This window comes from Rhodovulum sp. DZ06 (genome assembly GCF_050586345.1).
Lineage (GTDB): Bacteria > Pseudomonadota > Alphaproteobacteria > Rhodobacterales > Rhodobacteraceae > JBOCEF01.
On the sequence record NZ_JBOCEF010000005.1, the window covers coordinates 1 to 24,314 of the forward strand.

The following is a 24,314-nucleotide window of genomic DNA, read 5'->3' on the forward strand; positions in this document are numbered from 1 at the left end:
CCCCCCCCCCCCCCCCCCCCCCCCCCCCCCCCCCCCCCCCCCCCCCCCCCCCCCCCCCCCCCCCCCCCCCCCCCACGATCACGCGCCCACGGCCTGGGGATATGTCTCATCCAGCGCATAGCCCGCCGAGCGCACGGTGCGGATGGGGTCCTTGTCGCCGCGCCGGTTCAGCGCCTTGCGCAGGCGGCCGACATGCACGTCCACCGTGCGGATCTCCACGTAGACGTCGCGGCCCCACACCAGGTCCAGCAGCTGCTCGCGCGAGAAGACCCGCCCCGGGCGCTGCATCAGCACGTCGAGCAGCTTGAACTCGGTCGGGCCGAGATGCAGGTCCCGCTCTCCGCGGCGCACGCGGTGGGCCTGGCGGTCCAGCGACAGGTCCCCGAAGGTCGCCACGTCCCCGGCCAGGGTCGGGCGCGCCCGGCGCAGCACCGCGCGGATGCGCGCCGTCAGCTCGGACATCGAGAAGGGCTTGGTCAGGTAGTCGTCCGCCCCGGTCTCGAGGCCCCGGATCCGGTCGTCCTCTTCCCCGCGGGCGGTGAGCATGATGATCGGGATCTCGCGCAGCTCGGAGCGGGCGCGGACCTGGCGGCAGATCTCGATCCCCGAGACGTTGGGCAGCATCCAGTCCAGCAGGATCAGGTCGGGCTTCTCCTCCTCGACCGAGATCAGCGCCTCGTCGCCGTCGCTTTGCAGCGAGACGGCGTAGCCTTCCTTGGACAGGTTGTATTCGAGCAGCGCGCACAGCGCTTCCTCGTCCTCGATCACCAGGATGCGGGCGGACATGTCTGTTCTCTCTCTTGCGGACGGATGGCGTGGCGCGGGCCCCCGGGGCGGGGTGCGGGACCCGGCCGGGGCCGGGGGCCGCGCGCGGCGCGAGGGGACGGCGTCAGGCGTCGCCCTCGGTCTTCGGCGCCCGCGCGGGGGCGCCGCGGGGACGGTCGATGCCCAGCGGCTCGCCGGTCACCAGGTAATGGGTCAGCTCGGCCACGTGGGTCGCGTGGTCGCCGGCCCGCTCGATGTTCTTGGCGATGAACAGGTAGTGGGAGCCCGCGGTGATCGTGCGCGGATCTTCCATCATGTAGGTGATCAGCTCGCGGAACAGCGCGTTGTAAAGCTCGTCGATCTCCACGTCGCGGCGCCAGACGGCGGTGGCGGCGTCGACATCGCGCGAGATGAAGGCGTCGAGGCTTTCCGACACCTGGCGCTGGGCGGCGCGGCCCATGCGCGCGACCGAGGAGGTCAGGCGCATCGGGGCCACGTCCGACAGCTCGATCCCGCGGCGGGCGATGGATTTCGACAGATCGCCCACCCGCTCGAGGGTCGAGGACATCTTCAGCGCGCAGATCAGCAGCCGCAGGTCCTGGGCGACGGGCGCGCGCAGGGCCATGGTGCGGGTGACCATCTCGTCGGTCTCGAGCTCGAGCTCGTCCAGCCGGCGGTCGCGGGCGACCACCTCGCGGCACAGGGCCACGTCGCGCCGCTCCACGCCCTCGATGGCCTGGGCGAACATGTTCTCGGCGATGCCGCCCATCTCGGCCAGCTGGGCCATGACCGCGGTCAGGTCCTCGTCGAAGGCCGACAGGATGTGGGGGCCGGTTTCCTTGGTGTTCATGACATCCGTTCCCGGTAGCAGGCTCAGCCGAAGCGGCCCGTGATGTAGTCCTGGGTGCGCTGATCCTCGGGGTTGGTGAAGATCTGCGTGGTGTCGCCGTATTCCACCAGCACGCCGAGGTGGAAGAACGCGGTCTTCTGGGACACGCGCGCGGCCTGCTGCATGGAGTGGGTGACGATGACGACCGAGAAGTCGCGGCGCAGCTCGTCGATCAGCTCCTCGACCTGGGCGGTCGCGATGGGATCGAGGGCCGAGCACGGCTCGTCCATCAGCAGCACCTCGGGGGCGGTGGCGATGGCGCGGGCGATGCACAGGCGCTGCTGCTGGCCGCCCGACAGGCCGGTCCCCGGGGCGTCGAGGCGGTCCTTCACCTCGTCCCAGAGCGCGGCGCGGCGCAGCGACTTCTCCACCACCTGGTCGAGGTCGGCCTTGGTCGACACCAGCCCGTGGATGCGCGGGCCGTAGGCGATGTTGTCATAGATCGACTTGGGGAAGGGGTTCGGCTTCTGGAACACCATGCCTACCCGCGCGCGCAGGGTCACCGGGTCGACCTTCTTGTCGTAGATGTCCGCGCCGTCGAGCAGGATGTCCCCCTCGACCCGGCAGATGTCGATGGTGTCGTTCATCCGGTTGATGCAGCGCAGGAAGGTCGACTTGCCGCAGCCGGACGGGCCGATGAAGGCGGTCACGGTGTTGTCGAGGATGTCGACGGAGACGGATTTGATGGCCTGGGACGCGCCGTAATAGACGTTGACGTCCTTGGCCTTGATCTTGGTTTCGCGCTTGTCCACGCCAGCCTCGTTCAGTCGCATGTTGGTCATTTGGGAAGGTCCTTTATCGCGTGCGTGGGGCTCGATCACCAGCGGCGTTCGAAGCGTTTGCGCAGGAACACCGCGAGGGCGTTCATGGCGACGAGGAAGAACAGCAGCACGCAGATCGCGGCCGCGGTGCGGGCCTCGAACGCGCGTTCGGGGATGTCGGACCACAGGTAGACCGTGACCGGGAGCGCGGTGGCGCTGTCGGTGACCCCGCCGGGGATGTCGACGATGAAGGCCACCATGCCGATCATGATCAGCGGCGCGGTCTCGCCCAGGGCCTGGGCCATGCCGATGATGGTGCCGGTCAGGATGCCCGGCATCGACAGCGGCAGCACGTGGTGGAAGCTGGTCTGCAGCTTCGACGCCCCGACCCCCAGCGCCGCGTCGCGGATCGAGGGCGGCACGGCCCGGATCGCGGCGCGGGCGGCGATGATGATCGTCGGCAGGGTCATCAGCGCCAGCACGATGCCGCCCGCGAGCGGCGCCGAGCGGGGCACGAAGCCGCCGATCTCGACCCCGAACACCTCGATCCCGGCCACGAAGATCGCAAGGCCCAGCAGGCCGAACACGATGGAGGGGACGGCGGCGAGGTTGTTGATGTTGACCTCGATGAAGTCCGTCAGCCGCGTGCGCGGGGCGAATTCCTCGAGGTAGATCGCCGACATCACGCCGATCGGGAAGGCGAGGCTGAAGGTCACGATCATGGTCCAGAAGGACCCGACCGCGGCGCCCCAGACGCCCGCCAGCTCCGCCTCGCGGCTGTCGCCGGCGGTGAAGAAGCGCCAGTTGAAGCCGGTCGACAGCTGGCCGTCGCCGCGCAGCTCCTCGATCACCACGATCTGCTTGTCGGACACCTTGCGGCCGCTCTCGGGCAGCTCCATCACGTGCAGCGTCCAGTCCGCCGCCGGGGCGGGATCGGCGCTGGTCAGCGGGATGATCGCCGTGCCGACGATGTGGTTGTTGGCGATGCGCTCGGCCTTCACCCAGCCGCCGTTGATCTCGATCAGCACCGAGGGGGTGGAGCTGTCGAGCGGCTCCTCGCCGCCCGGGCGGGCCGAGCGGGTCTCGAGCGCGTCGGCCTGGGCGATCAGCGCATCGCGCTGGGTGGCGTAGCCCTGGGCCTCGGCCAGCAGCGCCTCGCGCGCGGCGTCATCCGTCGCGGCGGCGGCCTCGGCGGCGCGCACGGCGCGGCCGTTCTCCTGCCGCGCGGCCTGCTCGCGCAGCACCTTCGCCTGGTCGAGCAGCAGCGCCTTCACCGCGCCGAGCTGGCGCGAGAAGTCGTTGGCGGTCGAGTGCAGCTCGACCGCGCCCTCGGTCCCGGTCGGGGTCAGCACGCCCTCGCTTTTCAGCGTCAGCAGGTCGCCGAACTCGCCCTTCACGTAAAGATCGGCGTCGTCCGAGGCCAGCAGGCTGCGGGTCTCGGCCGTGCCGACCAGCGACGGGTCGGCCAGCACCGCCTCGCGCAGCTCGAACTGCGCGCCGCCCGAGACGACGCCGTAGAGCTCGCGCCGGTCGCGGCGGCCCGACAGTGACGGGAACCGCTCCTTCAGCGCGTCCTTGACGAGGCCGTCATAGTTGGCGCGGGCGGGGTTGTCCGCGATCTCCTCCGCCGGCAGCGCGACGGGGATGGAGATCGAGGTTTCGGTCATCGCCAGGGTCGCCTTGCCGACGACCGAGCCGAGCAGGGCGAAGAGGGCCAGCCCGGCCAGCGCGATGGCGCCGATGCCGTAGGCCTTGAGCCGGAATTCCGCCGCGCGGCGTTTGCGCAGCCGGGCGGCCGAGGCCTCCGAGCCGTGCACCGCGGAAAGATCGGTCATGTCCACCATGGTCCGCGCTCCTCAGTCGTACATTTCGCGGTACTTGCGCACGATGCGCAGCGCGATCACGTTCAGGCCGAGCGTCACGCAGAACAGCGTGAAGCCGAGGGTGAAGGCCGGGCCCGCGGCCACCGAGGCCTCGGTGTCGCCGGTGATCAGCATGACGATCTGCACCGTCACCGTGGTCACCGCTTCCAGCGGGTTGACCGTCAGGTTCGCGCCCTGGCCCGCGGCCATGACCACGATCATCGTCTCGCCCACCGCGCGGGACACGCCCAGCAGCACGGCCGACACGATGCCCGGCAGGGCGGCGGGAAGAACCACCTGGCGCATGGTCTCGGCCCGGGTGGCGCCGAGGCCGTAGGAGCCGTCGCGCAGGGTCTGCGGCACGGCGTTGATGACGTCGTCCGACAGGGACGAGATGAAGGGGATGATCATGATCCCCATCACCAGCCCGGCGGCGAGCGCCGATTCCGAGGCGACCGAGAGGCCGATGCTCTCGCCCGCGCCGCGGATGAAGGGGGCGACGGTGATGGCGGCGAAGAAGCCGTAGACCACCGTCGGGATGCCGGCGAGGATCTCGAGCATCGGTTTCGCCCAGGCGCGGGTGCGGGCCGAGGCGAAGTCCGACAGGTAGATCGCGGCGAAGAGGCCGATGGGCACCGCCACCAGCATCGCGATCAGGGTGATCAGCAGCGTGCCGACGAAGAGCGGCAGGAAGCCCACCTTGCCGGCGTCGAAGGCGCCGTCATGCACGCCCGAAAGCGGCGACCAGGTGGTGCCGAACAGGTAGTCGTCGACCTGCCAGCCGATGGCGTTGAAGAAGCTCAGCGTCTCGCCCACCAGCGACAGCACGATGCCGATCGTGGTCAGGATGGCGATGGTGGCCGAGCCCCAGAGGATGGCGAGGATGAACTTCTCGGACCGGTTGCGGGCGCGGAAGTCGCGGTCGATCAGCCCGTTGGTCTTCCAGTAGGCCAGCCCCGCGGCGGCGGCGGTCAGGCCGACCACCAGCGCCAGGCGCAGCCCGTTCATCCAGCCGTAGCTCTCGGCCAGCGCGGTGCGCAGCGCGTCGCTGTCCGACGCGATGCCGCCGGTGGCGATGGCCTTGGCGTCGCGCAGGATCACCTGCGCCTCGATGCGCAGCGCGTCCGGCAGCGCGTCGTAGATCGTGCCGTAGAGGACGGCGTCCACGATCTTGGACCCGGCCAGCGAGGTCAGCATCATCACGCCGAACCCGGCGAGGGCGACCCACAGCATGCTGTAGAGGCCGTGATAGCTGGGCCGGGAATGGAGGAGGGATTGATCCGGGCCCGCGACGCGCACCGCCTTCGCCCGTCCCAGGACGTAGGCGGCGGCGGCGGCGGCGAGCACGGCGATCACGACGAGCAGGAGCATTGCGGTCTCCGGGACGGTGTGCGGCGGCGTTTCGATGCGGCGGCGGGGCGGGGGAGGCGCCCCTTCGATGGCGAGGCCCGCGCCCCCGGTCTGGGGGGCGCGGGCCGGTGTTTCAGGCGTCCGGGCGGGGCCCGGGCCGGATCATTTCAGCGCGTCGGCCGAGAGCTGCTCGAGCGCCATCACCGACTTGGCGTTGGCGGCGAACTTGTCCTCGGGGAGCGGGATCAGGCCCTTGTCGACCAGGTAGCCCTCTTCGCCCGCGGCGGCGTCGGACACGAACTCGGACACGAATTCCATGATGCCCGGCACGACGCCCACGTGGGCCTTCTTGATGTAGAAGAACAGCGAGCGGGAGACCGGGTAGTCGCCGGCGGCGATGTTCTCGAAGGTCGGCTCGACGCCGTCGACGGTCGCGCCCTTCAGCTTGTCGGCGTTCTGGTCGAGGAACGAGAAGCCGAACACGCCCAGGGCGTTCGGGTTGGCTTCGAGCTTGGAGACGATCAGGTTGTCGTTCTCGCCGGCCTCGACATAGGGGCCGTCCTCACGGATGTGGGCGCCGGCCTTCTTGCAGTCCTCGCCGCCGGCGAGCTTGCAGCCCTTCTGCATCACCAGCTCTTCGAAGGCGTCGCGGGTGCCGGACGACGGCGGCGGGCCCAGGACCTCGATCTTGATGGCGGGCAGCGAGGGGTCGATCTCGTTCCACATGGTCGGCTTGGGGCCCTCGGCGGCCAGGGCCTTCCACAGCTGCTCACGCGACACGGCGAAGGCCGGGGCGTTCTTGGCGTTGGCCACCACGATGCCGTCGAAGCCGACGACCGCCTCGGTGAACTCGGTCACGCCGTTGTCCATGCACAGCTGGTGCTCTTTCGCCTTCATGCGGCGCGAGGCGTTGGTGATGTCCGGGTGCTCTTCGCCCACGCCGGCGCAGAACAGCTTCATGCCGCCGCCCGAACCGGTGGACTCGACCACCGGGGTCGCGAAGTCGGTGGTCTTGCCGAACTGCTCGGCCACGGCGGTCGAGAACGGGAAGACGGTCGAGGAGCCGACGATGCGGATCTGGTCGCGGGCGGAGGCGGCGCCGGCGGCGAGGGCGGCGGCGGCGGCGAGCGCGAAGATGCGGGTGGTTTTCACGGGAGTGCTCCGTTCAGTGTGCGTGTCGCGGTAAGGCGAAGCGCGATCCGAACCCCCTGCGGAGGAGCCCGTCGCGTCTGGCCACTGCCTATGCTTCGGCGGCGACACTTCTTTCACAAACGGGCGAAGCTTTTGTGACAGTGCAAGGGCCCGGAAATTCACAAGAATTTCCGGGCCCCATGCATCTGCGACGGCTATGTGACGATTCCCGCGACGCGCCCCTGCCCAAAAATGCGACAGGGGCGCGCAGGTTTCGGGCGGGTTACGCCCGTGCGGACAGATTCGAAACGAGTCTATCCCGGCGCGGCGCGACCGCCTGCATCGCCCGCTCCTTCACGTGGCCGTACCCCTTCACCTCCTGCGGCAGGGCCAGCAGCTCGCGGCACTCGGCCTCGGTCTCGGCCGACAGGACCTTCGCCACCAGGCGGCAGGCCTCCTCCATGTCGCCGATGGCGGCGCGCTCCGCCTTGCGCTCCTCGGTCCGCCCGAACGGGTCGAGCGGGGTGCCGCGCAGGGACTTCATCTTGGTGAGCGTGCCGAAGGCCTTCTCCATCCACGGGCCGAACTGGGTCTTGCGCGGGTGGCCGGTCAGCGGATCGGTCTTGGCCATGATCGGCGGGGCGAGGGAGTAGGAGATCTTCGCATCCGGCGCGAAACGCTTGGCCAGCGCCTCCTTGAACGCCGGGTCGGTGTGAAGCCGCGCGACCTCGTATTCGTCCTTGTAGGACATCACCTTCCCGAGGCTGTCGGCGGCGATGCGCGACAGCTCGCGCTTGCCCGGCGCATACGCCTCCTCGGCCTCTTCCACCAGCGACAGGGTCTGGCGGAACTTCTTCGCCCAGCGGGACGAGCCCCAGGCGGTGAGCCGGTCTTCCCAGCGCGCGACGGCCTCGGCGTAAGTCTCGGCCTTGCGCTCCACCGCCGGGATGGCGGCGGCTTCCTCGACCATCGCCGGGTCGGCGACGATCCAGCGGCCCCAGCGGAAGGCGGCGAGGTTCATCTCCACCGCCGCGCCGTTGAGGGTGATGGCCTTCTCGATCGCCTCGGGCGACAGGGGCAGGGCGCCGAACTGGCAGGCGGCGCCGACCAGCATCATGTTCGCGCCCATCCCGTCGCCCACCAGCGCGGTGGCCAGCCCGGTGACGTCGGTCAGCAGCACGTTCTCGGACCCCAGCTGCGCCGAGAGCCGCCCGCCGAGCGCGTCGGTGTCGGCGCGCGCAGCGGGGTTGCGGGTGAAGAGCGGCAGCGCCTCGACCCGCCCGTTGGCCACGGCCTTCGAGCCCTTGGGATTCACGAGGCCCAGCATGTCGTCGGCGGCGGCGGTGAGCATGTCGCAGGCGATCAGCGCCGTCGCCCCGGCCCGCGGGATGCGCGCGGGGGCGCCGGTCAGCGGCTTCGGCCCGATCTGAAGATGCGAGGACACCGCGCCGTTCTTCTGGCTCAGCCCCGTGTTATCCAGCCCCAGCGCGTGCAGCCCGTCGAGCCGCGCCGCCATGGCCAGCACCTGGCCGACGGTGATGACGCCGGTGCCGCCGATGCCGGTGATGATCGCGCCCCAGCCCTCGGCATCCGCCTTCGGCGCGGCGGGCAGGCCGTCAGGGGCCTGGTTCAGCACGCCCTTCTGCTTGCCGAGCAGGGGGTCGGCCTCCTCGCCCTCGATGATGACGAAGGACGGGCAGAAGCCCTCGACGCAGGAATAGTCCTTGTTGCAGGAGGTCTGGTCGATCCGCCGCTTGGTCCCGAACGGGGTGTCGAGCGGTTTCACGGACACGCAGTTGGACTTCAGCCCGCAATCGCCGCAGCCCTCGCAGACCTCGGGGTTGATGAAGACGCGCTTGGCCGGGTCGGGGAACTTGCCCCGCTTGCGGCGGCGGCGCTTCTCGGCGGCGCAGGTCTGGACGTAAAGGAGGACGGTCGTCCCCTCCTCCTCGCGCAGCTGGGTCTGGACCAGCATGTGCTCGGCCCGGTCATGGAAGCTGACGGGGCCGGACGGCCAGTCGCCGGTGGCCTTGGTGCCTTCCGGGTCGTCCGAGACCACCACGACCTTCTTCACGCCCAGCGACAGCACCTGGCGGGCCATGTCGGCGGGCAGCGGCTGATCCTCGAGCGGCTGGCCCCCGGTCATCGCCACCGCGTCGTTGTAGAGGATCTTGTAGGTGATGTTGGCCTTGGAGAAGACCGCGTGGCGGATCGCCAGCATCCCCGAATGCGTGTAGGTGCCGTCGCCGATGTTCTGGAACATGTGCCTGCGGCCGGAGAAGGGATAGCGCCCGACCCAGTGCATGCCCTCGGCGCCCATCTGGGTGAAGTACTCGGTCGTCTCCTGGTCGAACATCACCGACATGCCGTGACAGCCGATGCCGCCCCCGGCCTTGGAGCCCTCGGGCACCTTGGTCGACCGGTTATGCGGACAGCCCGAGCAGTACCAGGGCGTGCGCGGCAGGGCGGGGGCGTTGCCCAGGAGCTGCGGCGGCGGCGGGGCCGAGAGGTCCGCGGCCCCGGCGGCCGAGGCCTCGCAGGCGATGGCGGCGGCGACGGCGTCGGGGGTGAACTCCCCGGTCTTGGCCAGCAGCGCGGCGCCGGTCGGGTCGGTCTTGCCGGCCAGCAGCGGCCGGTTCGGCAGGTTCACCAGCAGGCGCGCCAGCGCGTCCTCGATGATCGGGGCCTTCTCCTCGACCACCAGCACGCGGTCGAACTTGGCGCAGAACTCCAGCAGCCCCTCCGGCTCGATGGGCCAGACGAGGGACATCTTGTATACGCCGATGCCCGAATTGGCCGCCTGCTGCGGCGTCATCCCGAGGCGTTCGAGCCCCGACATCACGTCGCCATGGGCCTTGCCCGCGGCGATGATGCCAAGCTTGCCGGGCGCGGTCGGGGCCAGCGTCTCGCGGTTGAGCTTGTTGGCGCGGGCATAATCCAGCACCCCGCGCAGGCGGTCATGCAGCCGCTGCTCCTGCGCCAGGAACGGCATGAAGCCCGGCCCGGCGTTGATCGGGATGGCGCAGTCGGGCTTGGGCCCCGGGTCCTGGATGTCGGGGCGCAGCGCGTCCAGCGACACGGTGGCCGAGCTTTCGGCCGCGTCCGCCACCACCTTGATGCCCACCGGCGCGCCCGAATGGCGCGACATGGCGATGCCATGCAGGCCGAGGGGGATGAGTTCATGCACCGAGGCGGGGAATAGCACCGGCACATTGGCGCCGATCAGCATCGGTTCCGACTGGTGCGCGGTGGTGGACGACTTGCAGACCGGGTCGTCGCCCATCAGGAACAGCACGCCGCCCTTCTCTGCGGCGCCGACCAGCGACGCGTGCTTGATCGCGTCCATCGAGCGGTCCACGCCCGGCCCCTTGCCGTACCAGATCGAGAACACGCCCTCGACCGTCGGGTCGTCATCCGGGCCGAGCATCTGGCTGCCGGAGATGGCGGTGGCGGCGAGGTCCTCGTTCAGCCCCGGCTGGAACACCACGTTGCGGGCGTCGAGCTCGGCCTTGGCGCGGAACAGCTCCTGGTCGAAGCCCCCGACGGGGGATCCGCGATAGCCCGAGATGTAGCCGCCGGTATTCCAGCCGCGCTCCTTGTCCCAGTCGGCCTGTTCGAGGGCGAGGCGCACCAGCGCCTGCATGCCGGTCATCAGGGCCTGGCCCTTGCTGACCTTGTACTTGTCGGTAAGCGATACGTTCGCGTCGAGCGGCGCCATGGCCGGTCCTCCCTGGGATCGGTCCGCTCCGGTCGCGCACTCCCCGCGCGCCGGGGGACCGTTGTCTGGGTCAATTGAATTCAGCCTAGGGGCGCGGGCCGGAGTCGCGCAAGGGGTCGTGCGCATGTTAAGCGTTTCGCGCAGCGGAATTCTGCGTCGCGGCGGCCCCCTATCCCGCGCGGCGGGACGGGCTGCTATGATCGGCGGGCGGCCCGCGCCCGGGCTGCCGCCAGGGAGACCCGCCATGCATGCCGCCTCCGCCTCCGCCGCCGCCGCCGTCCTTCTCGCCGCCGCCCCGGCCGGGGCCGCGGTGATCAGCCATTCGGACGAGGCGTCTTTTCTCGCCGCCGCGGGGACGGTCGAGACCTTCGACTTCACCGGCCAGCCGGCGGGCACGCCGGTGGGCGGAACCCATGCCGGGCAGGGGATGGTCTTCAGCGGCGCCGAATTCGCGGACGACGCCGCTTTCTCGGACGGCGAGGGGGTGATCGGCGCGGCCGGCGCGGCGATCGAGGTCGTGTTCGACCGGCTGATCCACGCCATCGGCTTCGATTATCTCGGGGCGCTGACCATCGTGCTCTACGATTCCTTCGCAGAGATCGGGCGCTCGGACGATTTCGGCGGCCCGGGCGGGTCCGGCTTCGGCGGCGTCACCTCGGACGAGGGGGTGAAGCGCGTAATCCTTCTGCCCTGGCGCTCGGAGGCGGCGGCGATGCTGGACAACATGCGCCGGTCCACCGGGGCGCCGATCGATCCGCCGATTTCGGCCGACATTCCCCTCCCCCCCGCCGCGGCGCTGCTGGCGGCCGGGCTGGCGGCGCTCGGCGCGGTGCGGCGGCGGGGCTGAGGGCGGGCCGGGCCGGGCGGCCTCAGCCCCGGCTTTCGAGGTCGGCGCGCAGCAGGGCGGCGTTGCGCAGGTTGGCCTTCCAGGCGATGTCGAACAGGTCGCCCAGCAGCGGGATCGCGCCGATGGCGAAGTCGATCCCCCAGTTCAGGCCCATCCTGATCATGGTCGAGCGGCGCGCCCCGGCGCGGGCGGCCTCGCCCAGCATCCAGGTGGCGGGCAGCAGCATCACCGCGTCGCCGATGCCGGGGATCAAGCCCAGCAGCCCGTCCCAGCCGATGCGGAACGGGGTGAAGGGAATGCCGAACCTGGCGTCGAGCATCCGCGCCCCCGCCTCCACCCGCGCGATGGTCTCGGCGCGGGCGGCGGCGTCGCGGTCGGCGGGCGCCGCTTTTGGGTTCCCGGCGGCGGGCGCCGCCTTGGGATGCTCTGCGGCGGGGGACCTGGCGGGGGCCTCGGCGGCGGGGGCGTTGCGGTGCATGTCTCGCTCCGGCGTCATGCGCGGCCCTCAGCGGCGCGCGATGATCCAGATCGCATGGATGAGGCCGGGGATATAGCCCAGGATCGTCAGCAGGATGTTCAGCCAGAAGGCGCCAGCGAAGCCGACCTGCAGGAACACGCCGATGGGGGGAATGATCACGGAAAAGATGATGCGGATAAGGTCCATTGCTCTCTCTCCTTTGCGCCATGGCCGCACGAATGGGACGCCGCGGGGCGGGCCCCGCGCGGGCATGGACATATCGATTTGAGCGGGAAAGCCGGTCCCGCGGGATCGCTTGCGGCTTGAAACATTAACTAGTTCGCGGCAGGCGGCGGTCCAGCGGGGGCGCCGAATGGGCGCCGAATGGCCCCGGACGGGCCGGGGATGCGGCGCCGTCCCCGCCGTCCCCCCGCCGCGCCCCGGGGGCGGCGCGGGGGAGGGCGTCAGGCGCCGCGGGCGCGGCCCAGGGCGGCGAGGCCGCCGAGGCCGAGCAGCAGCAGCGGCGCCGCGGCGGGCAGGGGCACGTCCGACAGCCCGTCGGTCATCACGATGGTGGTCGCGATGTCATAGGCGGCGTCGGACCCGCTGAGGATGCCGGCGTTGTACTCATGGACATGCATGCCATCGATGCCGCCGTCGGTCATGTACACGCCATAGGCGCCCGATCCGGCCACGCCGGTGCGCCAGCCGCTGTCGAGGCCGATGAAGTAATATTGGCCCGGCGTCAGGGCGATCCCCGGGGTGAAGCCGTATTCCGCGACCGAGGCCGTCCCCGTCACGTCGCCGCTTTCCCACAGCACCGTGCCGATATCCGTCCCGTCGCTGGTCGCCACGATGGCGCGGAACGCGGCGCCGTAGACCCAGAGCGTGAAGCTCTCGAGCAGGACGTCGTCGGCGCGGAACGTGCCGCCCGAGGTGTCGGCGCCGTTGGACGCGCTGAAGGTCACCGGCAGGGCCGAGAACGTGGTGTTGTCGATGGTCGAGGCGAAGGCGCGGGCGCGGCGCCGAAGACGAACGCGGCGGCGAGGGCGAGGCGTTTCACGAAAGATCTCCTGAAAATCGATTGATCTTCAAGGCTACCATCGCCGTCGCCGCCGGATTTGGAAGAATGCGGCCGGGCGCGGGGCGTCACCCCGCATCCGGGTTGAAGTGGCCATAGATCGTCTCGGCCAGCGCCGCGCTGATCCCCTTCACCGCCTTCAGGTCCGACAGCCCCGCGCGGCTCACCGCCTTGGCCGAGCCGAAATGCGCCAGCAGCGCCTTCTTGCGGCCCGCGCCGACGCCCGGGATCTCGTCCAGCGGGCTGGAGACCATCGCCTTGGCCCGCTTGGCGCGGTGGGTGCCGATGGCGAAGCGGTGCGCCTCGTCCCGCAGGCGCTGGATGAAATAGAGGGTGGGAGAGCGGTGGGGCAGGGCCAGCGCGCCGGGACGGCCGGGGATGTAGAACACCTCCTTGCCCGCATCGCGCTCCTCGCCCTTGGCGACGCCGACCAGGGCGACGTCCTCGACCCCGATCTCGCGCAGCGCCTCCTGCGCCGCGGAAAGCTGTCCCTTGCCGCCGTCGATCAGCACCAGGTCCGGCCAGTCGCCGCGCTCGCGGTCCGGGTCCTCTTTCACAAGGCGCGCGAAGCGGCGGGTCAGGACCTCGCGCATCATGCCGAAATCATCGCCCATGACGTCTTCGTTGCGGATGTTGAACTTGCGGTAGCGGGACTTCTCGAACCCCTCCGGCCCGGCGCAGATCATCGCGCCGACGGCATGGGCGCCCTGGATGTGCGAGTTGTCATAGACCTCGACCCGGTCGGGGCGGCTTTCCAGCCCGAACGCCTCCTGCACCCCTTCCAGCAGCTTGCCCTGGGCGGAGCTTTCGGCCAGCCGCCGCCCCAGCGCCTCGCGCGCGTTGCGCAGGGCGTGCTCCATCAGCGCGGCCTTCTCGCCGCGCCGGGGAACCGCGATCTCCACCTTGCGGCCGCGGCGGGCGGTCAGCGCCTCGGTCAGCAGGTCGGGGTTCGACGGCTCGTGGCTCAGCAGCACCAGCCCCGGCGGCGGCTTGCCGTCATAGAACTGGACGAGGAACGCCTCGAGGATCTCCTCCGGCTCGGCGCCCGCGCCGGTGCGCGGGTAATAGGCGCGGTTGCCCCAGTTCTGGTGGGAGCGGAAGAAGAACACCTGCACGCAGGCCTGCCCGCCGTCGCAGTGGAGGGCGACGACGTCGGCTTCCTCGACCCCTTCCGGGTTCACGCCCTGCACCGACTGCACCTGGGTGAGCGCCCGGATCCGGTCGCGCAGCGCCGCGGCGCGCTCGAACTCCATCGCGTCGCTGGCCTTCTGCATCTCGGCGGCAAGCTCGGTCTGGATCTTCGTCGACTTGCCCGACAGGAACGCCTCGGCATCCGCCACCAGCGCGGCATAGCCGTCCTCGGAGATCCGGCCCACGCAGGGCGCCGAGCAGCGCTTGATCTGGTACAGCAGGCAGGGCCGGGCGCGGTTCTCGAACACGCTGTCGGTGCAGGTGCGCAGCAGGAAGGCGCGCTGCAATTGGTTGAGCGTCCTGTTCACCGCGCCTGCAGATGCGAAGGGCCCGAAATAGCGCCCCTTGCGCCGCCGCGCCCCCCGATGTTTGAGCACCTGCGGAAACGGGTGATCGCCCCCGAGCAGGATGTGCGGGAAGCTCTTGTCGTCGCGCAGCAGCACGTTGTAGCGCGGCTTGAGCTGCTTGATCAGGTTCTGCTCGAGCAGCAGCGCCTCGGTCTCGGTCGTGGTGGTCAGCACCATCATCGACGCGGTGGCCGAGATCATCCGCCCGATCCGCGCCGAGTGGCCGGTGGGGCGGGCGTAGCTGCTCACCCGCTTCTTCAGGCTGCGCGCCTTGCCGACGTAAAGGACCGCGCCCTTCTCATCGAGCATCCGGTACACGCCCGGCGCGTCGGGCATGGTCTTCAGCGCGTGGCGGATGGCGGCGGCTCCGCGCGGGCCGGCGGCGGGGGCCTCTCGCCCCTCTTCCTCGAACGAGGGGCCTGATGACGCTGCGTCCGAAACGTCCGCGCCGGACACGGATTTCGCTGCAGCGCCGAAGGGGGGCTGCTGCGCCGCGGCGCCATTTTCAGCGCCGTTGTCGCCCGCTTCAGGCTTGCTGTCCGTCATGCTCCCCGCCCTCCGTAAAAAGGGTAATTTTTCATCGCGCCGCGGCCGTGCAACTGTCCACGCATTCTGTGGATAACTCTGTGGGGAACCAGAGGCAAACTTGCCTTCTCCCTGTCGCCACAAGGCTTTTTCTGTTTTGCACAAATCTTATGCAAAACACGTAAGTGATTGAAATTACGCAACTTTGCTTGCCCGACTAAACTGTTTGCGACCCCTGGTGACAGAATCATAACGATTTCGCGTCGGATGGGGCGTCAAGTGGAAAACCATAGCGCCTTAACCGGGTTCCCCCCTTGACGCACTGCAATCCGAAGTTGCAGCCGCCTTCATCGGCGAGTCACTCCGGCAGCGTCGCGTCGGGGGTTTTCCACGCCAGGTGCTGCCCGCCGTCGAGCGCCAGCATCTGCCCGGTGAAGCCGTCGGCGGCCAGGATATAGCGCAAGCCGCCGATGATGTCGGCCGGGCCCGCGCCGCGCTCGAGCAGGGTCGAGGCGCGCTGCGCGGCGAAATGCTCCTCGGACTGGCGGATGCCGCGCATGGTCGGGCCGGGGCCGATGCCGCAGACCCGCACATGCGGCGCAAGCGCCTGGGCGGCCATCTGGGTGAAGCTCCAGAGACCCGCCTTGGCGATCCCGTAGCTGAGGAAGTCGGGGACCGGCTTCCAGACCCGCTGGTCGATCATGTTGACGACGCAGGCGCGCGGCAGGGGCAGGCCCTCCATGCCCGGGGTCTCGTCCGGGACGGCCTGCGGGGCCTGCGCGGCGAAGGCCTGGGTCAGGGTCACGGGGGCGCGCAGGTTGGTCTCGATCGCCCGGTCCCAGCTGCGCCGTGTCAGCCCGCCGATGGCGTCGGGCTCGAAGATCGAGGCGTTGTTGACCAGCAGCGAGAGGGGGGCGCCGAGGGCCGCGGCGGCGGCGGGGACCAGCGCCTCCACCTCCATCTCGTTCATCAGGTCGGCCCGCACCACGGCGACGGTTCCGCCGCGCGCCGTCAGCTCGGCCGCCAGCGCGTCGGCGTCCCCGGTCGAGGCGTTGGCGTGGATGGCGACGGACCAGCCGTCGGCGACGAGGGCTTCGGCCATCGCGCGGCCGAGGCGCCGCGCGCCGCCGGTCACGAGGGCTGCGCCGGGGGCGATGGGCATGGCGGGGTCTCCCTGGGCTGTCTGTCTTCGGGCGGCCTCAGGCGAAGGCGCTGGCCGCGTAGAGGACATAGAGCGCGAGCAGCCCCGCGCCCACCGCCCGGCCCATCGTCAGCCAGCGCATCACGAAGGGCAGGAGCAGCAGCGAGGAGGCGAGCATGACCCAGAGGTCGAGCTGCAGGAACCGCTGGCCGACCTGGATCGGGGCGATCACCACCGCCGCGCCCATGATGCCCACGAGGTTGAAGATGTTGGAGCCGATCACGTTGCCCAGCGCCACGTCCGCCTGCTTGCGGATCGCCGCGGTGACGGTGGTGGCCAGTTCGGGCAGCGAGGTGCCCACGGCGACCAGCGTCAGGCCGATGGCGGCTTCCGACACGCCCCAGTCGAGCGCGAGGCTGCGCGCCCCGTCGATCAGCAGGTGCGCGCCCAGCGGCAGGCCCGCCAGGCCGGCGGCGAGCAGCCCGAGGATCTTCCACCAGGCCATGTCCGGGTCGGCGTCCTCCAGCTCGTCCGCCAGGTCCGGCGCCGGTTCGCAGTTGCGCGCGTCGCGGCGGTGGCGGCGGGCGGCGGCGACGCTGTCCCACAGGATCATGCCCAGCATCCCCAGCAGGATCAGCCCGTGCCACCAGGTCAGCGGCCCGAGGAAGCACAGCGCGATGAAGACGATGGACCCGAAGATCATCTGCGCGAACGACCGCATCGTTTCGCAGTCGCGGTTGTCGATGGTGGAGATCAGCGCCGGCACGCCCAGCACCAGCAGCACGTTGGCGACGTTGGAGCCGACGACGTTGCCCATCGCGATGCCCGGCGCGTCCTCGAGCGCGGCCTGCACGGCGATCAGCAGCTCGGGCGCCGATGTGCCGAAGGCGACCACGGTGAGCGAGACGATCAGGGCCGGCACGCCGATGCGCAGGGACAGGGACACCGCGCCGCGCACCAGCGCGTCGCCTGCGCCGAGCAACAGCGCCAGTCCCGAGACCACGAGCAGAAAATCCATGCAGCTCCTTCTCGCGGCCGAAACCGCGGTCGCTTGCCCCCCTTGGACGCCGGGGCGGGGCGCCGGAGGTCTTATATAAGGCGGGATTACGGTTTGTGAACGGCAGGGCGCGGATGACGTCGCGGCGATGCGCGCCGCCCGGGGTCAGCCCCTGTCTTTCCCGCCGCAGGGGCACCGTGCGCCCGCCACGATCCACGCCCCGCAATCGGGGCAGCGGGCCGCCTCGGCCACGCCCTTGCGGGCCTTGCCGCCCCCGGTCTTCTTCCTGCCCCTGCGCCCGAACACAAGGCCGAGCGCGGCCATGACGACGAGGAACAGGATGGCCAGCTTGGCGATCATGATGCGGCGTCTCCCCCATCGGCGCGGGCCGCGGGGGCGCGCCGGATCATGCGGCGCGGCGCGGGGCTGTCCCCGGCCGCGCGAGAATGGCTCAGAGCCCCCACCGGGCCCAGAGCGCCCGCTCCTCGGCCGCGGCGAGCGCGCCGGCGGCGGCGGCTTCGGACAGCGCCTCGGCGCCGCCGCCCCCGAAGCGGGAGAAGAGGCCCTGCTTCGGGGCGAAGAGGCGCAGGCGCACCTTCTTGCCGAAGCGGGCCTGCAGGTCGGGCTTCATCGCGGCGATGCCGTCGATCAGGCCCAGCTCCCGCGCCTTCGCGGCGGTCCAGACGCGGCCGTCGAACAGCTCCTCGGCGTCGGTGACCAGCCTTTCGCCGCGCCTTGCCTTCACGTGATCCGTGAACACCTCCTGCAGCTCGTGCAGCATGGCCTCGAGGCGTTTCGCGTGCTCCGGGTCCTCGGGCGAGAACGGGTCCATGAAAGCCTTGTTGGCGCCGGTGGCGTGGACCCGGCGCTCCACCCCGTGGCGGGCGATCAGGTCCTGGAAGCCGAAGCTTGCGTGGATCACCCCGATGGAGCCGAGGATGGAGGCGGGATCGGCCATGATCTCGTCCGCCGCGCAGGCGAGCCAGTAGCCCCCCGAGGCGGCGACGTCTTCCACGTAGGCGTAGACGGGGATGTCCTTTTCCTCGGCCAGCCGCCGGATGCGTCCGGCCACGAGCGAGGATTGCACCGGCGAGCCGCCGGGCGAGTTGAGCGAGAGCGCGACGGCCTTCGGCTTCGAGGCGAAGGCGCGCTCGATCACGTCAGCGAGGGCGGCGTCGGAAATCCCGCGCGAGAAGCGGCCGCCCATGCCGATCGGCCCGTGCAGGCGCAGCACGGCGACGGTCGGCTTGCGGGACAGCGCGCGCTTGAGCGGGCCGGGACAGATGCGGGTCAGGGCGTTCATGTCATCGGACCTAGGCTGCGCGGGGCCGCCGGACAAGGGCGCGCGGCCCGGGGGCGGCTTCGGGCGGGCGGGTTGCGCGGCGCCTGTGGCCGGCGCGCCCATTCCCTGGGCGGGGGGAGGGCGGCGGCGCAGGCGGGGCCGCGCGTCCGGCCGCGCGCCGCCGGCCGCCGGGGCGCCCGCGCGGCGCTGCGGGCCGGGCGCCCGTGGCGCGGGGGGGGCGGCGGCAGAGGGGGGGGGCGGCCAGGGCGTCCCGCGCCCGGCCCGGGCATCCGCCCCATAGGCCCGGCCCCGCGGATGCGGCGTCCGGGCATGCCGCGCGGCTTGCCTGAGGCCGCGGTTGCGGTAAAATGCAGTCTCCGCCAACGCGATGCGAGCGTTCGCGGACCATCGTCCCGGTCGCGGGCCCGGCCGCGGTTGAAACCGCGGGATGCGCGCGACGCTTAATGTGACAGGACCGCTCGATCCATGATGATCATGAGCCCGGAGGAGGCGCTCGCCGTCAAGCTTGAGCGCCTGACCGCGGAGCATCGCGATCTCGACATCGCCATCGAGGCGATGGCGCGGGATCCGATGGCCGACCAGCTCGCCCTGCGGCGGCTGAAGAAGCGCAAGCTGGCCCTGAAGGACGAGATCGCGCGGCTGGAAGACCGGCTGACCCCCGACATCATCGCCTGACGGCCGCCGCCCTGCGTCCTTGGCCGCACGCGCCGCCGCGCGTCGCGCCGCGCGGGCGCGCGGCCCGACGCGCGGCCTCCCCGTGCCGGGCCGGTCCCCCCGGCCCTGGCCGTCGGGCCCCCGCCCCGTCTTCCGGCCCCGCCCCGTCTTCCGGCGCGCGCCCCTGCGCCGCGGCGCCCGCTTGCGCCGCCGCACGCCGCCGCTATGATCCGCGCCTTTCCGACGGGGCGTCCCGGCGCCCTTCCGCCCTCCCCTTTCGACCCCCTTCCGGCCCCCGGGCCGCAGAGAGGCGACAACGAGGCGTCCGCCATGACCGAGACCACCGCCCCGCTCGTCGGCATCGTGATGGGCAGCCAGTCCGACTGGCCGACCATGAAGCTCGCCGCCGAGATCCTCGACCAGCTCCAGGTGCCCTACGAGGCGAAGATCGTCTCGGCCCACCGCACCCCGGACCGCATGTTCGCCTATGCCGAGGCGGCGGCGGAGCGCGGCCTGCGCGCCATCATCGCCGGGGCCGGCGGGGCCGCGCACCTGCCGGGCATGATCGCGTCGAAAACCCGGATCCCCGTCCTCGGCGTGCCGGTGAAATCGCGCGCCATGTCGGGGCTCGACAGCCTCTATTCCATCGTCCAGATGCCCAAGGGCATCCCCGTCGGCACCTTCGCCATCGGCGAGGCGGGCGCGGCCAACGCCGCCCTCTTCGCCGCCGCGCAGATCGCTGCGACGGATCCCGCGCTGGCCGAACGGCTCGACGCCTTCCGCGCCGCCCAGACCGCCTCCATCGCCGAAGAGCCGACCGATGAGTGACGAGATCCTCGGCCCCGGTTCCACCATCGGCATCCTCGGCGGCGGCCAGCTGGGGCGCATGACCGCCCTCGCCGCCGCGCGCCTCGGCATCAGGACCCGCGTCTACGAGCCTTCGGCCGAGCCGCCCGCGGGCCAGGTCTGCGACGCCGTTCAGGGCGGTTGGGACGACGAGGCGGCGCTGGCCGCCTTCGCCGACAGCGTCGACGTGGTGACCTACGAATTCGAGAACGTCCCCGTCGCTGCCGCCGAGATCATCGCCGCGCGCAAGCCCCTGCGCCCCGGCGCTGCCGCCCTGCGCGCGGCCCAGGACCGGGCCGAGGAGAAGCGCTTCCTCGAGGGCGCGGGCCTGAAGGTCGCGCCCTGGGCCGAGGTGAACTCGCTCGAAGACCTCGAGGCGGCGATCGCGAAGCTCGGGACCCCCTCGATCCTCAAGACCCGCCGCTTCGGCTATGACGGCAAGGGCCAGGTGCGGATCAAGGACCCGTCCGAGGCCGCCGCGGCCTGGGCCGAGATCAAGGAGGCGCCCGCGGTCCTCGAAGGTTTCGTGCCGTTCAAGACCGAGATCAGCGTCATCGCCGCCCGCGGGCTGACCGGCGAAGTGGTCTGCTACGATCCGGGCGAGAATGTGCACACGGACGGCATCCTCTCGACCACCACCGTCCCCGCCGCCATCCCCGGCGGGCTGCGCACCGACGCGGTGCTGGCCGCGGGGCGGATCCTCAACGCGCTGGACTACGTGGGCGTGATCGGCGTCGAGCTGTTCGTCGCCCCCACCGGCCTCGTGGTCAACGAGATCGCCCCGCGCGTCCACAACACCGGCCACTGGACCCAGGACGGCTGCGCGGTGGACCAGTTCGAACAGCATGTCCGCGCGATCTGCGGCTGGAAGCTGGGCGACGGCGCGCGCCACGCGGATGCGGTGATGGAGAACCTGATCGGCGACGACGCCCATCGCTGGGCCGAGATCGCGGCGGAGCCGGGGGCGCGCCTGCACCTCTATGGCAAGGCCGAGGCCCGGCCGGGCCGCAAGATGGGCCACGTGAACCGGATCAAGCCGAAAAGCTGAGCGGGTTCAGGCCCCGGACACGGACGCGGACATTGAAACGGCGCCCCCGGCGGGGGGCGCCGTTTTGCGTCTTGGGGATGCGCCCGCGTGGGTGCGGGCCCGAAGCCAGGCGCGTCCTCAGGCGCAAGGCTCGGCGGCCCCCATGCAGGGCGCGGCGGCGGCGCGGGGCGCGCGCAGGCGGGCGGTCAGCGCGGCGAGGCCCGACCGGCGCGGGGCCTTCGCCGGGGCGGCCGCGGCGGGCGCATCCCCCGCCGGGCGCAGCGCCGCGCCGATGGCCGCGCGGGCCGAACGGCGCCCCGCCGCCGGGTCGGTCCAGACGTCCGAGGGGCGCGGCGCGCCTTCGGCCGGGGCGATCCCGCGGGGGCGGGCATGGGCGGCGGTCATCATGAAATCTGCAAACAGGCCTAACATCGTCGCGCTCCTTCTCTGCGTCCGTTCCGATGACCCAGATATGCCCATCGACGCGCCGGGATGCGACTCAGGAAGAATTGCCATATGTTAGCCTGGCTTTCATATCGCTCCCGGAGCCGTGATGACCCGCCTGCCGCCCCTCGCCCAGCTGCGCGCCTTCGAGGCCGCCGCCCGCCTGCGCTCCTTCTCCGAGGCGGGGCGGGAGCTCAACGTCTCCCACGCCGCGATTTCGCAGCAGGTCCGGAAGCTTGAAGAATGGCTCAACCGGCCGCTGATGCGCCGGGCGGGGCGGGGGCTGGCGCTGACGCCCGACGGCGCGGCGCTGGCGCAGGGGCTGTCCGAGGGCTTCGACATCCTGCGCGATTCCATCGCCGCCTTCGCCGAGGCGGACGCGGCGGCGCCGGTGAACCTGACGATGACGCCGAATTTCGCCATGTCCTGGCTGATGCCCCGCCTCGCGCGGTTCCGCGAGACGCATCCCGAGATCGAGCTGCGCATCAACCCGACCGGGGCGATGGTGGACATGACGGACCGCTCCCACGACCTCGCCATCCGCTATGGCCGCGGCGGCTGGGCGGGGGTGGAGTCGGAGGTGCTGGCCCCCACCCGCTTCCTGATCTGCGCCGCGCCGGAACTGGCGGCGAAGGCCGAGGGCAAGGGGCTGGACGCGCTCGCCGCCCTGCCGTGGTTGCAGGAGCTGGACACGGACGAGGTCGGCATGTGGATGCGCGAGGAGCGGATCGACGCAAGGCCCGCCCATGTCACCTCGCTCCCCGGCCCGATGCTGATGGCGGCGCTGCGGGACGGGCAGGGGCTGGCCTCGGTGGCCGAGATCTTCGTGATGGACGACATCGCCCAGGGGCGGCTGAAGGTGCTGCACGAGGGGTCGCGGACCGGCTCGGGCTATCACCTGGTGCGGCGGCCCGGGCCGCTGCGGCCCCCGGCGCGGGCGCTGGCCGACTGGCTGCGGGAGGAGGCGCGGGCGGATCCGGCGCTGCAGGCGGCGCTGCAGGCGGCGCGCGGGGGCTGAGCCCGGCGCCCGCCCGCGCCCTGGCGGGCGCGGGCGGGCGCCGTTCGGCAGGCCGGTGCGCGTCGATCCGTGCGGATGCGCTTTCGGTCAGCCCCGCGGGCCGGGGAAGCCGAAGCGGCGCCCGGGGCGGGCGGCGCCGGGCGCCTTCACGGCTTCCGAGGCGCGGGCCAGCGGGCCGCCGAAGATCTTCCCGAGCGGCGACTTGCGGAACGCCGCCTTGCCCTTCTCGATCTGCATCACGTTGTCGATGCGCCGGTCGAGGAAGGCCCAGGTCTCGGCCCGTCCCTCCGATTCGTCCTGCAGCCAGTAGAGGGCGACGGCCGAGTAGACCCCCGACAGCGTGGCGCGCTTGGAATACCAGTTGAGGTCCTGGCTGGTGTCCCCCAGCGCCTTCCAGATGGCGTCGGCGGTGCCCCAGACGGCCTTGGCGCCCTCGGCCGCGTGGATCGGCAGGGCGAGCAGCGTGGCGCCGCGGCGCACCGCCTCGCGGTGTTTCTCGGCGATCTCGAGCCGGGTGCGCACGGCGAAGGTCACCCGGTCGCGGATCTTCATGGCGTCGGTGTCGGCGGCGGCGTAGGCCGCCTCCATCTGCCGGTCGCCGCGGCGGTGGAAGGCGAGGGCGGCGTCGATGCCGCCGCGCGGGAAGGCGAGCTTGGCCAGCCCCGGATCGGGCGCTTCGCCGCGGGCGGCGAGGTCGGACATCGCCATGTCCATGGCCGCCTTCGACCAGCCGTCGAAGGGCACGTGCATCAGCATGGCGTCGAGCAGCCGGTCGCGGAAGGCCTCGATGCGCTCGGCTTCGGAGGGGGTGCGGTCGGCGTCGGTCATGACGGGCTCCTTTTTGCGTTTTCCCGGGCGTCCGGGAGCGTCGCGGGCATGGACTCCCGCCCGCGCCATTGATATATAGCGCGCTCTCAAAGGACCCGAAATCGGAAAGGTGGTGACGTCAGTGCAGGTAATGGTCCGCGACAACAACGTCGATCAGGCGCTCCGCGCGCTCAAGAAGAAGTTGCAGCGTGAAGGTGTTTTCCGGGAGATGAAGCTCCGCCAGGCTTATGAAAAGCCGTCGGTGAAGCGCGCCCGTGAGAAGGCCGAAGCCGTTCGCCGCGCGCGCAAGCTCGCGCGCAAGAAGGCGCAGCGCGAAGGCCTCCTCTGAGCCTTGCAAGGAGCGTCGGGGCGGCAATGTCCTGACACCCTCGCTGAAGAACCCGAACGCCCTGGGCCATTGGTCCGGGGCGTTTCTTTTTGCGCGCGGCGGGCGTAGGGCGTAGGGCGTCCGGGCGCGGCGCGGGGTGGGACGAAAGAACGCCCCGCGCGCGGGCGGCGCGACGCGAACGCCCCTTGCTTGCGCATGGCCCGGGGCTGTAACAGACTGGCTGAGATGCGCAGCGGCGTGCGGGCAGGTCCCGGGCGGTCGATGCGAAAGGGTCGGGAGACGCGCCGCGCTTGCGGCGGATGAATGCGGGAGTTGCGCCATGGGCGAGCACATTCACGGCAAGATGGACATCACCGAGCAGGAGAAGACCTTCGCGGGCTTCATCAAGGCGGGCATCATCCTGGCGGTGGTCTGCATCGGCGTGCTGCTGTTCATGGCGGCCGTCAACGCCTGATCCGGGTCTGAGCGCCCCGGCGAGGCCGGGCGCGGGACAGGATCGAGAGCCTGGATATGCAAGGGGCGCGCCCGGCTGCGGGCGCGCCCCTTTGGCGTGCGTGGACGGCGGGGCGGCCGCGGCCCGCGCTTGGAGGCGTTCCGGGGCGTGACGACGGTCCGCCGCGCCCCGGCGGTCGAGCTGCGCCGGGCGGCGCTCCGGCGGCCAAGCTGCGCGGGGGGCGATCGAACGGGGCTTGATCCGCGGGGCGGGTCGTGCGGCGCTTCTTGGCCGTTGGCCGTTGGCCGTTGGCCGTTGGCCGTTGGCCGTTGGCCGTTGGCCGTTGGCCGTTGGCCGTTGGCCGTTGGCCG

At 71.3% G+C, this 24,314-nt stretch carries 24 protein-coding genes; 7 read left to right on the forward strand and 17 right to left on the reverse strand.

The window, feature by feature from the left end; translation table 11 throughout:
- Positions 1-78: 78 nt before the first annotated feature.
- The 7 genes from phoB to ACQ5SO_RS03595 all read right to left on the reverse strand — a co-directional run bounded on the left by phoB (position 79) and on the right by ACQ5SO_RS03595 (position 10,476).
- Positions 79-786 (reverse strand): phosphate regulon transcriptional regulator PhoB, encoded by a 708-nt coding sequence (gene phoB / locus ACQ5SO_RS03565; RefSeq protein ID WP_430940202.1) that lies wholly within the window; start codon positions 784-786, stop codon positions 79-81.
- A 103-nt stretch (positions 787-889) separates the two neighbouring features.
- Complete coding sequence (phoU, locus tag ACQ5SO_RS03570) at positions 890-1,615, reverse strand: phosphate signaling complex protein PhoU (RefSeq protein WP_430940203.1); 726 nt, start codon at positions 1,613-1,615, stop codon at positions 890-892.
- 23 nt (positions 1,616-1,638) lie between these two features.
- Positions 1,639-2,436 carry a phosphate ABC transporter ATP-binding protein PstB gene (pstB, locus tag ACQ5SO_RS03575; RefSeq protein WP_430940204.1) on the reverse strand — a complete coding sequence of 266 codons (798 nt, stop codon included), beginning with the start codon at positions 2,434-2,436 and terminating at the stop codon, positions 1,639-1,641.
- Between the two features lie 35 nt (positions 2,437-2,471).
- On the reverse strand, positions 2,472-4,259 hold the full coding sequence (gene pstA / locus ACQ5SO_RS03580; protein WP_430940205.1) for a phosphate ABC transporter permease PstA: 1,788 nt from the start codon (positions 4,257-4,259) through the stop codon (positions 2,472-2,474).
- Between the two features lie 12 nt (positions 4,260-4,271).
- Complete coding sequence (gene pstC, locus ACQ5SO_RS03585) at positions 4,272-5,648, reverse strand: phosphate ABC transporter permease subunit PstC (RefSeq protein ID WP_430940206.1); 1,377 nt, start codon at positions 5,646-5,648, stop codon at positions 4,272-4,274.
- 141 nt (positions 5,649-5,789) lie between these two features.
- Entirely contained in the window at positions 5,790-6,779 is a 990-nt protein-coding gene (locus tag ACQ5SO_RS03590; protein WP_430940207.1) for a PstS family phosphate ABC transporter substrate-binding protein, read from the reverse strand.
- A gap of 262 nt (positions 6,780-7,041) precedes the next feature.
- Positions 7,042-10,476, reverse strand: coding sequence for an indolepyruvate ferredoxin oxidoreductase family protein (locus ACQ5SO_RS03595; protein ID WP_430940208.1), 3,435 nt, complete (start codon positions 10,474-10,476; stop codon positions 7,042-7,044).
- Between the two features lie 244 nt (positions 10,477-10,720).
- On the opposite strand from ACQ5SO_RS03595, the gene ACQ5SO_RS03600 reads away from it, so the two are divergent.
- Positions 10,721-11,323 (forward strand): hypothetical protein, encoded by a 603-nt coding sequence (locus ACQ5SO_RS03600; protein WP_430940209.1) that lies wholly within the window; start codon positions 10,721-10,723, stop codon positions 11,321-11,323.
- Positions 11,324-11,345: 22 nt separating this feature from the next.
- On the opposite strand, the gene ACQ5SO_RS03605 is transcribed toward ACQ5SO_RS03600, so the two are convergent.
- The 8 genes from ACQ5SO_RS03605 to ACQ5SO_RS03640 all read right to left on the reverse strand — a co-directional run bounded on the left by ACQ5SO_RS03605 (position 11,346) and on the right by ACQ5SO_RS03640 (position 18,365).
- Positions 11,346-11,801 carry a DUF4112 domain-containing protein gene (locus ACQ5SO_RS03605; protein ID WP_430940210.1) on the reverse strand — a complete coding sequence of 152 codons (456 nt, stop codon included), beginning with the start codon at positions 11,799-11,801 and terminating at the stop codon, positions 11,346-11,348.
- Between the two features lie 27 nt (positions 11,802-11,828).
- Positions 11,829-11,987, reverse strand: coding sequence for a YqaE/Pmp3 family membrane protein (locus tag ACQ5SO_RS03610; RefSeq protein ID WP_430940211.1), 159 nt, complete (start codon positions 11,985-11,987; stop codon positions 11,829-11,831).
- A 257-nt stretch (positions 11,988-12,244) separates the two neighbouring features.
- A complete protein-coding gene (locus ACQ5SO_RS03615) occupies positions 12,245-12,748 on the reverse strand; it encodes a hypothetical protein (protein WP_430940212.1) in 504 nt (167 codons plus the stop codon).
- 181 nt (positions 12,749-12,929) lie between these two features.
- A complete protein-coding gene (uvrC, locus tag ACQ5SO_RS03620; RefSeq protein WP_430940213.1) occupies positions 12,930-14,945 on the reverse strand; it encodes an excinuclease ABC subunit UvrC in 2,016 nt (671 codons plus the stop codon).
- Positions 14,946-15,282: 337 nt separating this feature from the next.
- Positions 15,283-16,086 (reverse strand): SDR family oxidoreductase, encoded by an 804-nt coding sequence (locus ACQ5SO_RS03625; protein WP_430940214.1) that lies wholly within the window; start codon positions 16,084-16,086, stop codon positions 15,283-15,285.
- A 37-nt stretch (positions 16,087-16,123) separates the two neighbouring features.
- Positions 16,124-17,083, reverse strand: a complete 960-nt coding sequence (locus ACQ5SO_RS03630; protein WP_430940215.1) for a calcium/sodium antiporter — start codon at positions 17,081-17,083, stop codon at positions 16,124-16,126.
- Between the two features lie 144 nt (positions 17,084-17,227).
- The gene (locus tag ACQ5SO_RS03635; RefSeq protein ID WP_430940216.1) at positions 17,228-17,422 is read right to left on the reverse strand and encodes a hypothetical protein; all 195 of its coding nucleotides are present in this window, start codon (positions 17,420-17,422) and stop codon (positions 17,228-17,230) included.
- Positions 17,423-17,513: 91 nt separating this feature from the next.
- Positions 17,514-18,365: a S49 family peptidase gene (locus ACQ5SO_RS03640; RefSeq protein ID WP_430940217.1), complete on the reverse strand. Its 852-nt coding sequence runs from the start codon at positions 18,363-18,365 to the stop codon at positions 17,514-17,516.
- A gap of 465 nt (positions 18,366-18,830) precedes the next feature.
- Here ACQ5SO_RS03640 and ACQ5SO_RS03645 point away from each other — a divergent pair, with 465 nt between their 5' ends.
- From ACQ5SO_RS03645 to ACQ5SO_RS03655, 3 genes are all read left to right on the forward strand, one after another.
- A complete protein-coding gene (locus ACQ5SO_RS03645) occupies positions 18,831-19,040 on the forward strand; it encodes a YdcH family protein (RefSeq protein WP_430940218.1) in 210 nt (69 codons plus the stop codon).
- Between the two features lie 309 nt (positions 19,041-19,349).
- Positions 19,350-19,847 carry a 5-(carboxyamino)imidazole ribonucleotide mutase gene (gene purE / locus ACQ5SO_RS03650; RefSeq protein WP_430940219.1) on the forward strand — a complete coding sequence of 166 codons (498 nt, stop codon included), beginning with the start codon at positions 19,350-19,352 and terminating at the stop codon, positions 19,845-19,847.
- Positions 19,840-20,913: a 5-(carboxyamino)imidazole ribonucleotide synthase gene (locus ACQ5SO_RS03655; protein ID WP_430940220.1), complete on the forward strand. Its 1,074-nt coding sequence runs from the start codon at positions 19,840-19,842 to the stop codon at positions 20,911-20,913. The genes purE and ACQ5SO_RS03655 overlap by 8 nt, the downstream gene beginning before the upstream one ends.
- Positions 20,914-21,030: 117 nt before the next feature.
- Here ACQ5SO_RS03655 and ACQ5SO_RS03660 read toward each other — a convergent pair whose 3' ends face one another.
- Complete coding sequence (locus tag ACQ5SO_RS03660; protein WP_430940221.1) at positions 21,031-21,324, reverse strand: hypothetical protein; 294 nt, start codon at positions 21,322-21,324, stop codon at positions 21,031-21,033.
- 121 nt (positions 21,325-21,445) lie between these two features.
- On the opposite strand from ACQ5SO_RS03660, the gene ACQ5SO_RS03665 reads away from it, so the two are divergent.
- Complete coding sequence (locus tag ACQ5SO_RS03665) at positions 21,446-22,354, forward strand: LysR family transcriptional regulator (protein ID WP_430940222.1); 909 nt, start codon at positions 21,446-21,448, stop codon at positions 22,352-22,354.
- An 87-nt stretch (positions 22,355-22,441) separates the two neighbouring features.
- Here ACQ5SO_RS03665 and ACQ5SO_RS03670 read toward each other — a convergent pair whose 3' ends face one another.
- A complete protein-coding gene (locus ACQ5SO_RS03670; RefSeq protein WP_430940223.1) occupies positions 22,442-23,182 on the reverse strand; it encodes a COQ9 family protein in 741 nt (246 codons plus the stop codon).
- Between the two features lie 121 nt (positions 23,183-23,303).
- Here ACQ5SO_RS03670 and rpsU point away from each other — a divergent pair, with 121 nt between their 5' ends.
- Both rpsU and ACQ5SO_RS03680 read left to right on the forward strand, forming a co-directional pair.
- Positions 23,304-23,510, forward strand: a complete 207-nt coding sequence (gene rpsU / locus ACQ5SO_RS03675) for a 30S ribosomal protein S21 (protein ID WP_430940335.1) — start codon at positions 23,304-23,306, stop codon at positions 23,508-23,510.
- A gap of 319 nt (positions 23,511-23,829) precedes the next feature.
- Positions 23,830-23,964 (forward strand): aa3-type cytochrome c oxidase subunit IV, encoded by a 135-nt coding sequence (locus ACQ5SO_RS03680; protein WP_430940224.1) that lies wholly within the window; start codon positions 23,830-23,832, stop codon positions 23,962-23,964.
- Positions 23,965-24,314 lie beyond the last annotated feature (350 nt).

Bases quoted from the DNA above. Each gene is read 5' to 3' on its own strand.
- phoU (WP_430940203.1), bottom strand. From the start codon at position 1,615: ATGAACACCAAGGAAACCGGCCCCCACATCCTGTCGGCCTTCGACGAG.
- ACQ5SO_RS03635 (WP_430940216.1), bottom strand. From the start codon at position 17,422: ATGATCGCCAAGCTGGCCATCCTGTTCCTCGTCGTCATGGCCGCGCTC.
- purE (WP_430940219.1), top strand. From the start codon at position 19,350: ATGACCGAGACCACCGCCCCGCTCGTCGGCATCGTGATGGGCAGCCAG.
- ACQ5SO_RS03625 (WP_430940214.1), bottom strand. From the start codon at position 16,086: ATGCCCATCGCCCCCGGCGCAGCCCTCGTGACCGGCGGCGCGCGGCGC.
- ACQ5SO_RS03610 (WP_430940211.1), bottom strand. From the start codon at position 11,987: ATGGACCTTATCCGCATCATCTTTTCCGTGATCATTCCCCCCATCGGC.
- ACQ5SO_RS03645 (WP_430940218.1), top strand. From the start codon at position 18,831: ATGATGATCATGAGCCCGGAGGAGGCGCTCGCCGTCAAGCTTGAGCGC.
- ACQ5SO_RS03655 (WP_430940220.1), top strand. From the start codon at position 19,840: ATGAGTGACGAGATCCTCGGCCCCGGTTCCACCATCGGCATCCTCGGC.
- ACQ5SO_RS03595 (WP_430940208.1), bottom strand. From the start codon at position 10,476: ATGGCGCCGCTCGACGCGAACGTATCGCTTACCGACAAGTACAAGGTC.
- ACQ5SO_RS03600 (WP_430940209.1), top strand. From the start codon at position 10,721: ATGCATGCCGCCTCCGCCTCCGCCGCCGCCGCCGTCCTTCTCGCCGCC.
- ACQ5SO_RS03605 (WP_430940210.1), bottom strand. From the start codon at position 11,801: ATGCACCGCAACGCCCCCGCCGCCGAGGCCCCCGCCAGGTCCCCCGCC.
- pstB (WP_430940204.1), bottom strand. From the start codon at position 2,436: ATGACCAACATGCGACTGAACGAGGCTGGCGTGGACAAGCGCGAAACC.
- ACQ5SO_RS03670 (WP_430940223.1), bottom strand. From the start codon at position 23,182: ATGACCGACGCCGACCGCACCCCCTCCGAAGCCGAGCGCATCGAGGCC.
- uvrC (WP_430940213.1), bottom strand. From the start codon at position 14,945: ATGACGGACAGCAAGCCTGAAGCGGGCGACAACGGCGCTGAAAATGGC.
- ACQ5SO_RS03665 (WP_430940222.1), top strand. From the start codon at position 21,446: ATGACCCGCCTGCCGCCCCTCGCCCAGCTGCGCGCCTTCGAGGCCGCC.
- phoB (WP_430940202.1), bottom strand. From the start codon at position 786: ATGTCCGCCCGCATCCTGGTGATCGAGGACGAGGAAGCGCTGTGCGCG.
- ACQ5SO_RS03680 (WP_430940224.1), top strand. From the start codon at position 23,830: ATGGGCGAGCACATTCACGGCAAGATGGACATCACCGAGCAGGAGAAG.
- ACQ5SO_RS03630 (WP_430940215.1), bottom strand. From the start codon at position 17,083: ATGGATTTTCTGCTCGTGGTCTCGGGACTGGCGCTGTTGCTCGGCGCA.
- ACQ5SO_RS03640 (WP_430940217.1), bottom strand. From the start codon at position 18,365: ATGAACGCCCTGACCCGCATCTGTCCCGGCCCGCTCAAGCGCGCGCTG.
- pstC (WP_430940206.1), bottom strand. From the start codon at position 5,648: ATGCTCCTGCTCGTCGTGATCGCCGTGCTCGCCGCCGCCGCCGCCGCC.
- pstA (WP_430940205.1), bottom strand. From the start codon at position 4,259: ATGGTGGACATGACCGATCTTTCCGCGGTGCACGGCTCGGAGGCCTCG.
- ACQ5SO_RS03660 (WP_430940221.1), bottom strand. From the start codon at position 21,324: ATGTTAGGCCTGTTTGCAGATTTCATGATGACCGCCGCCCATGCCCGC.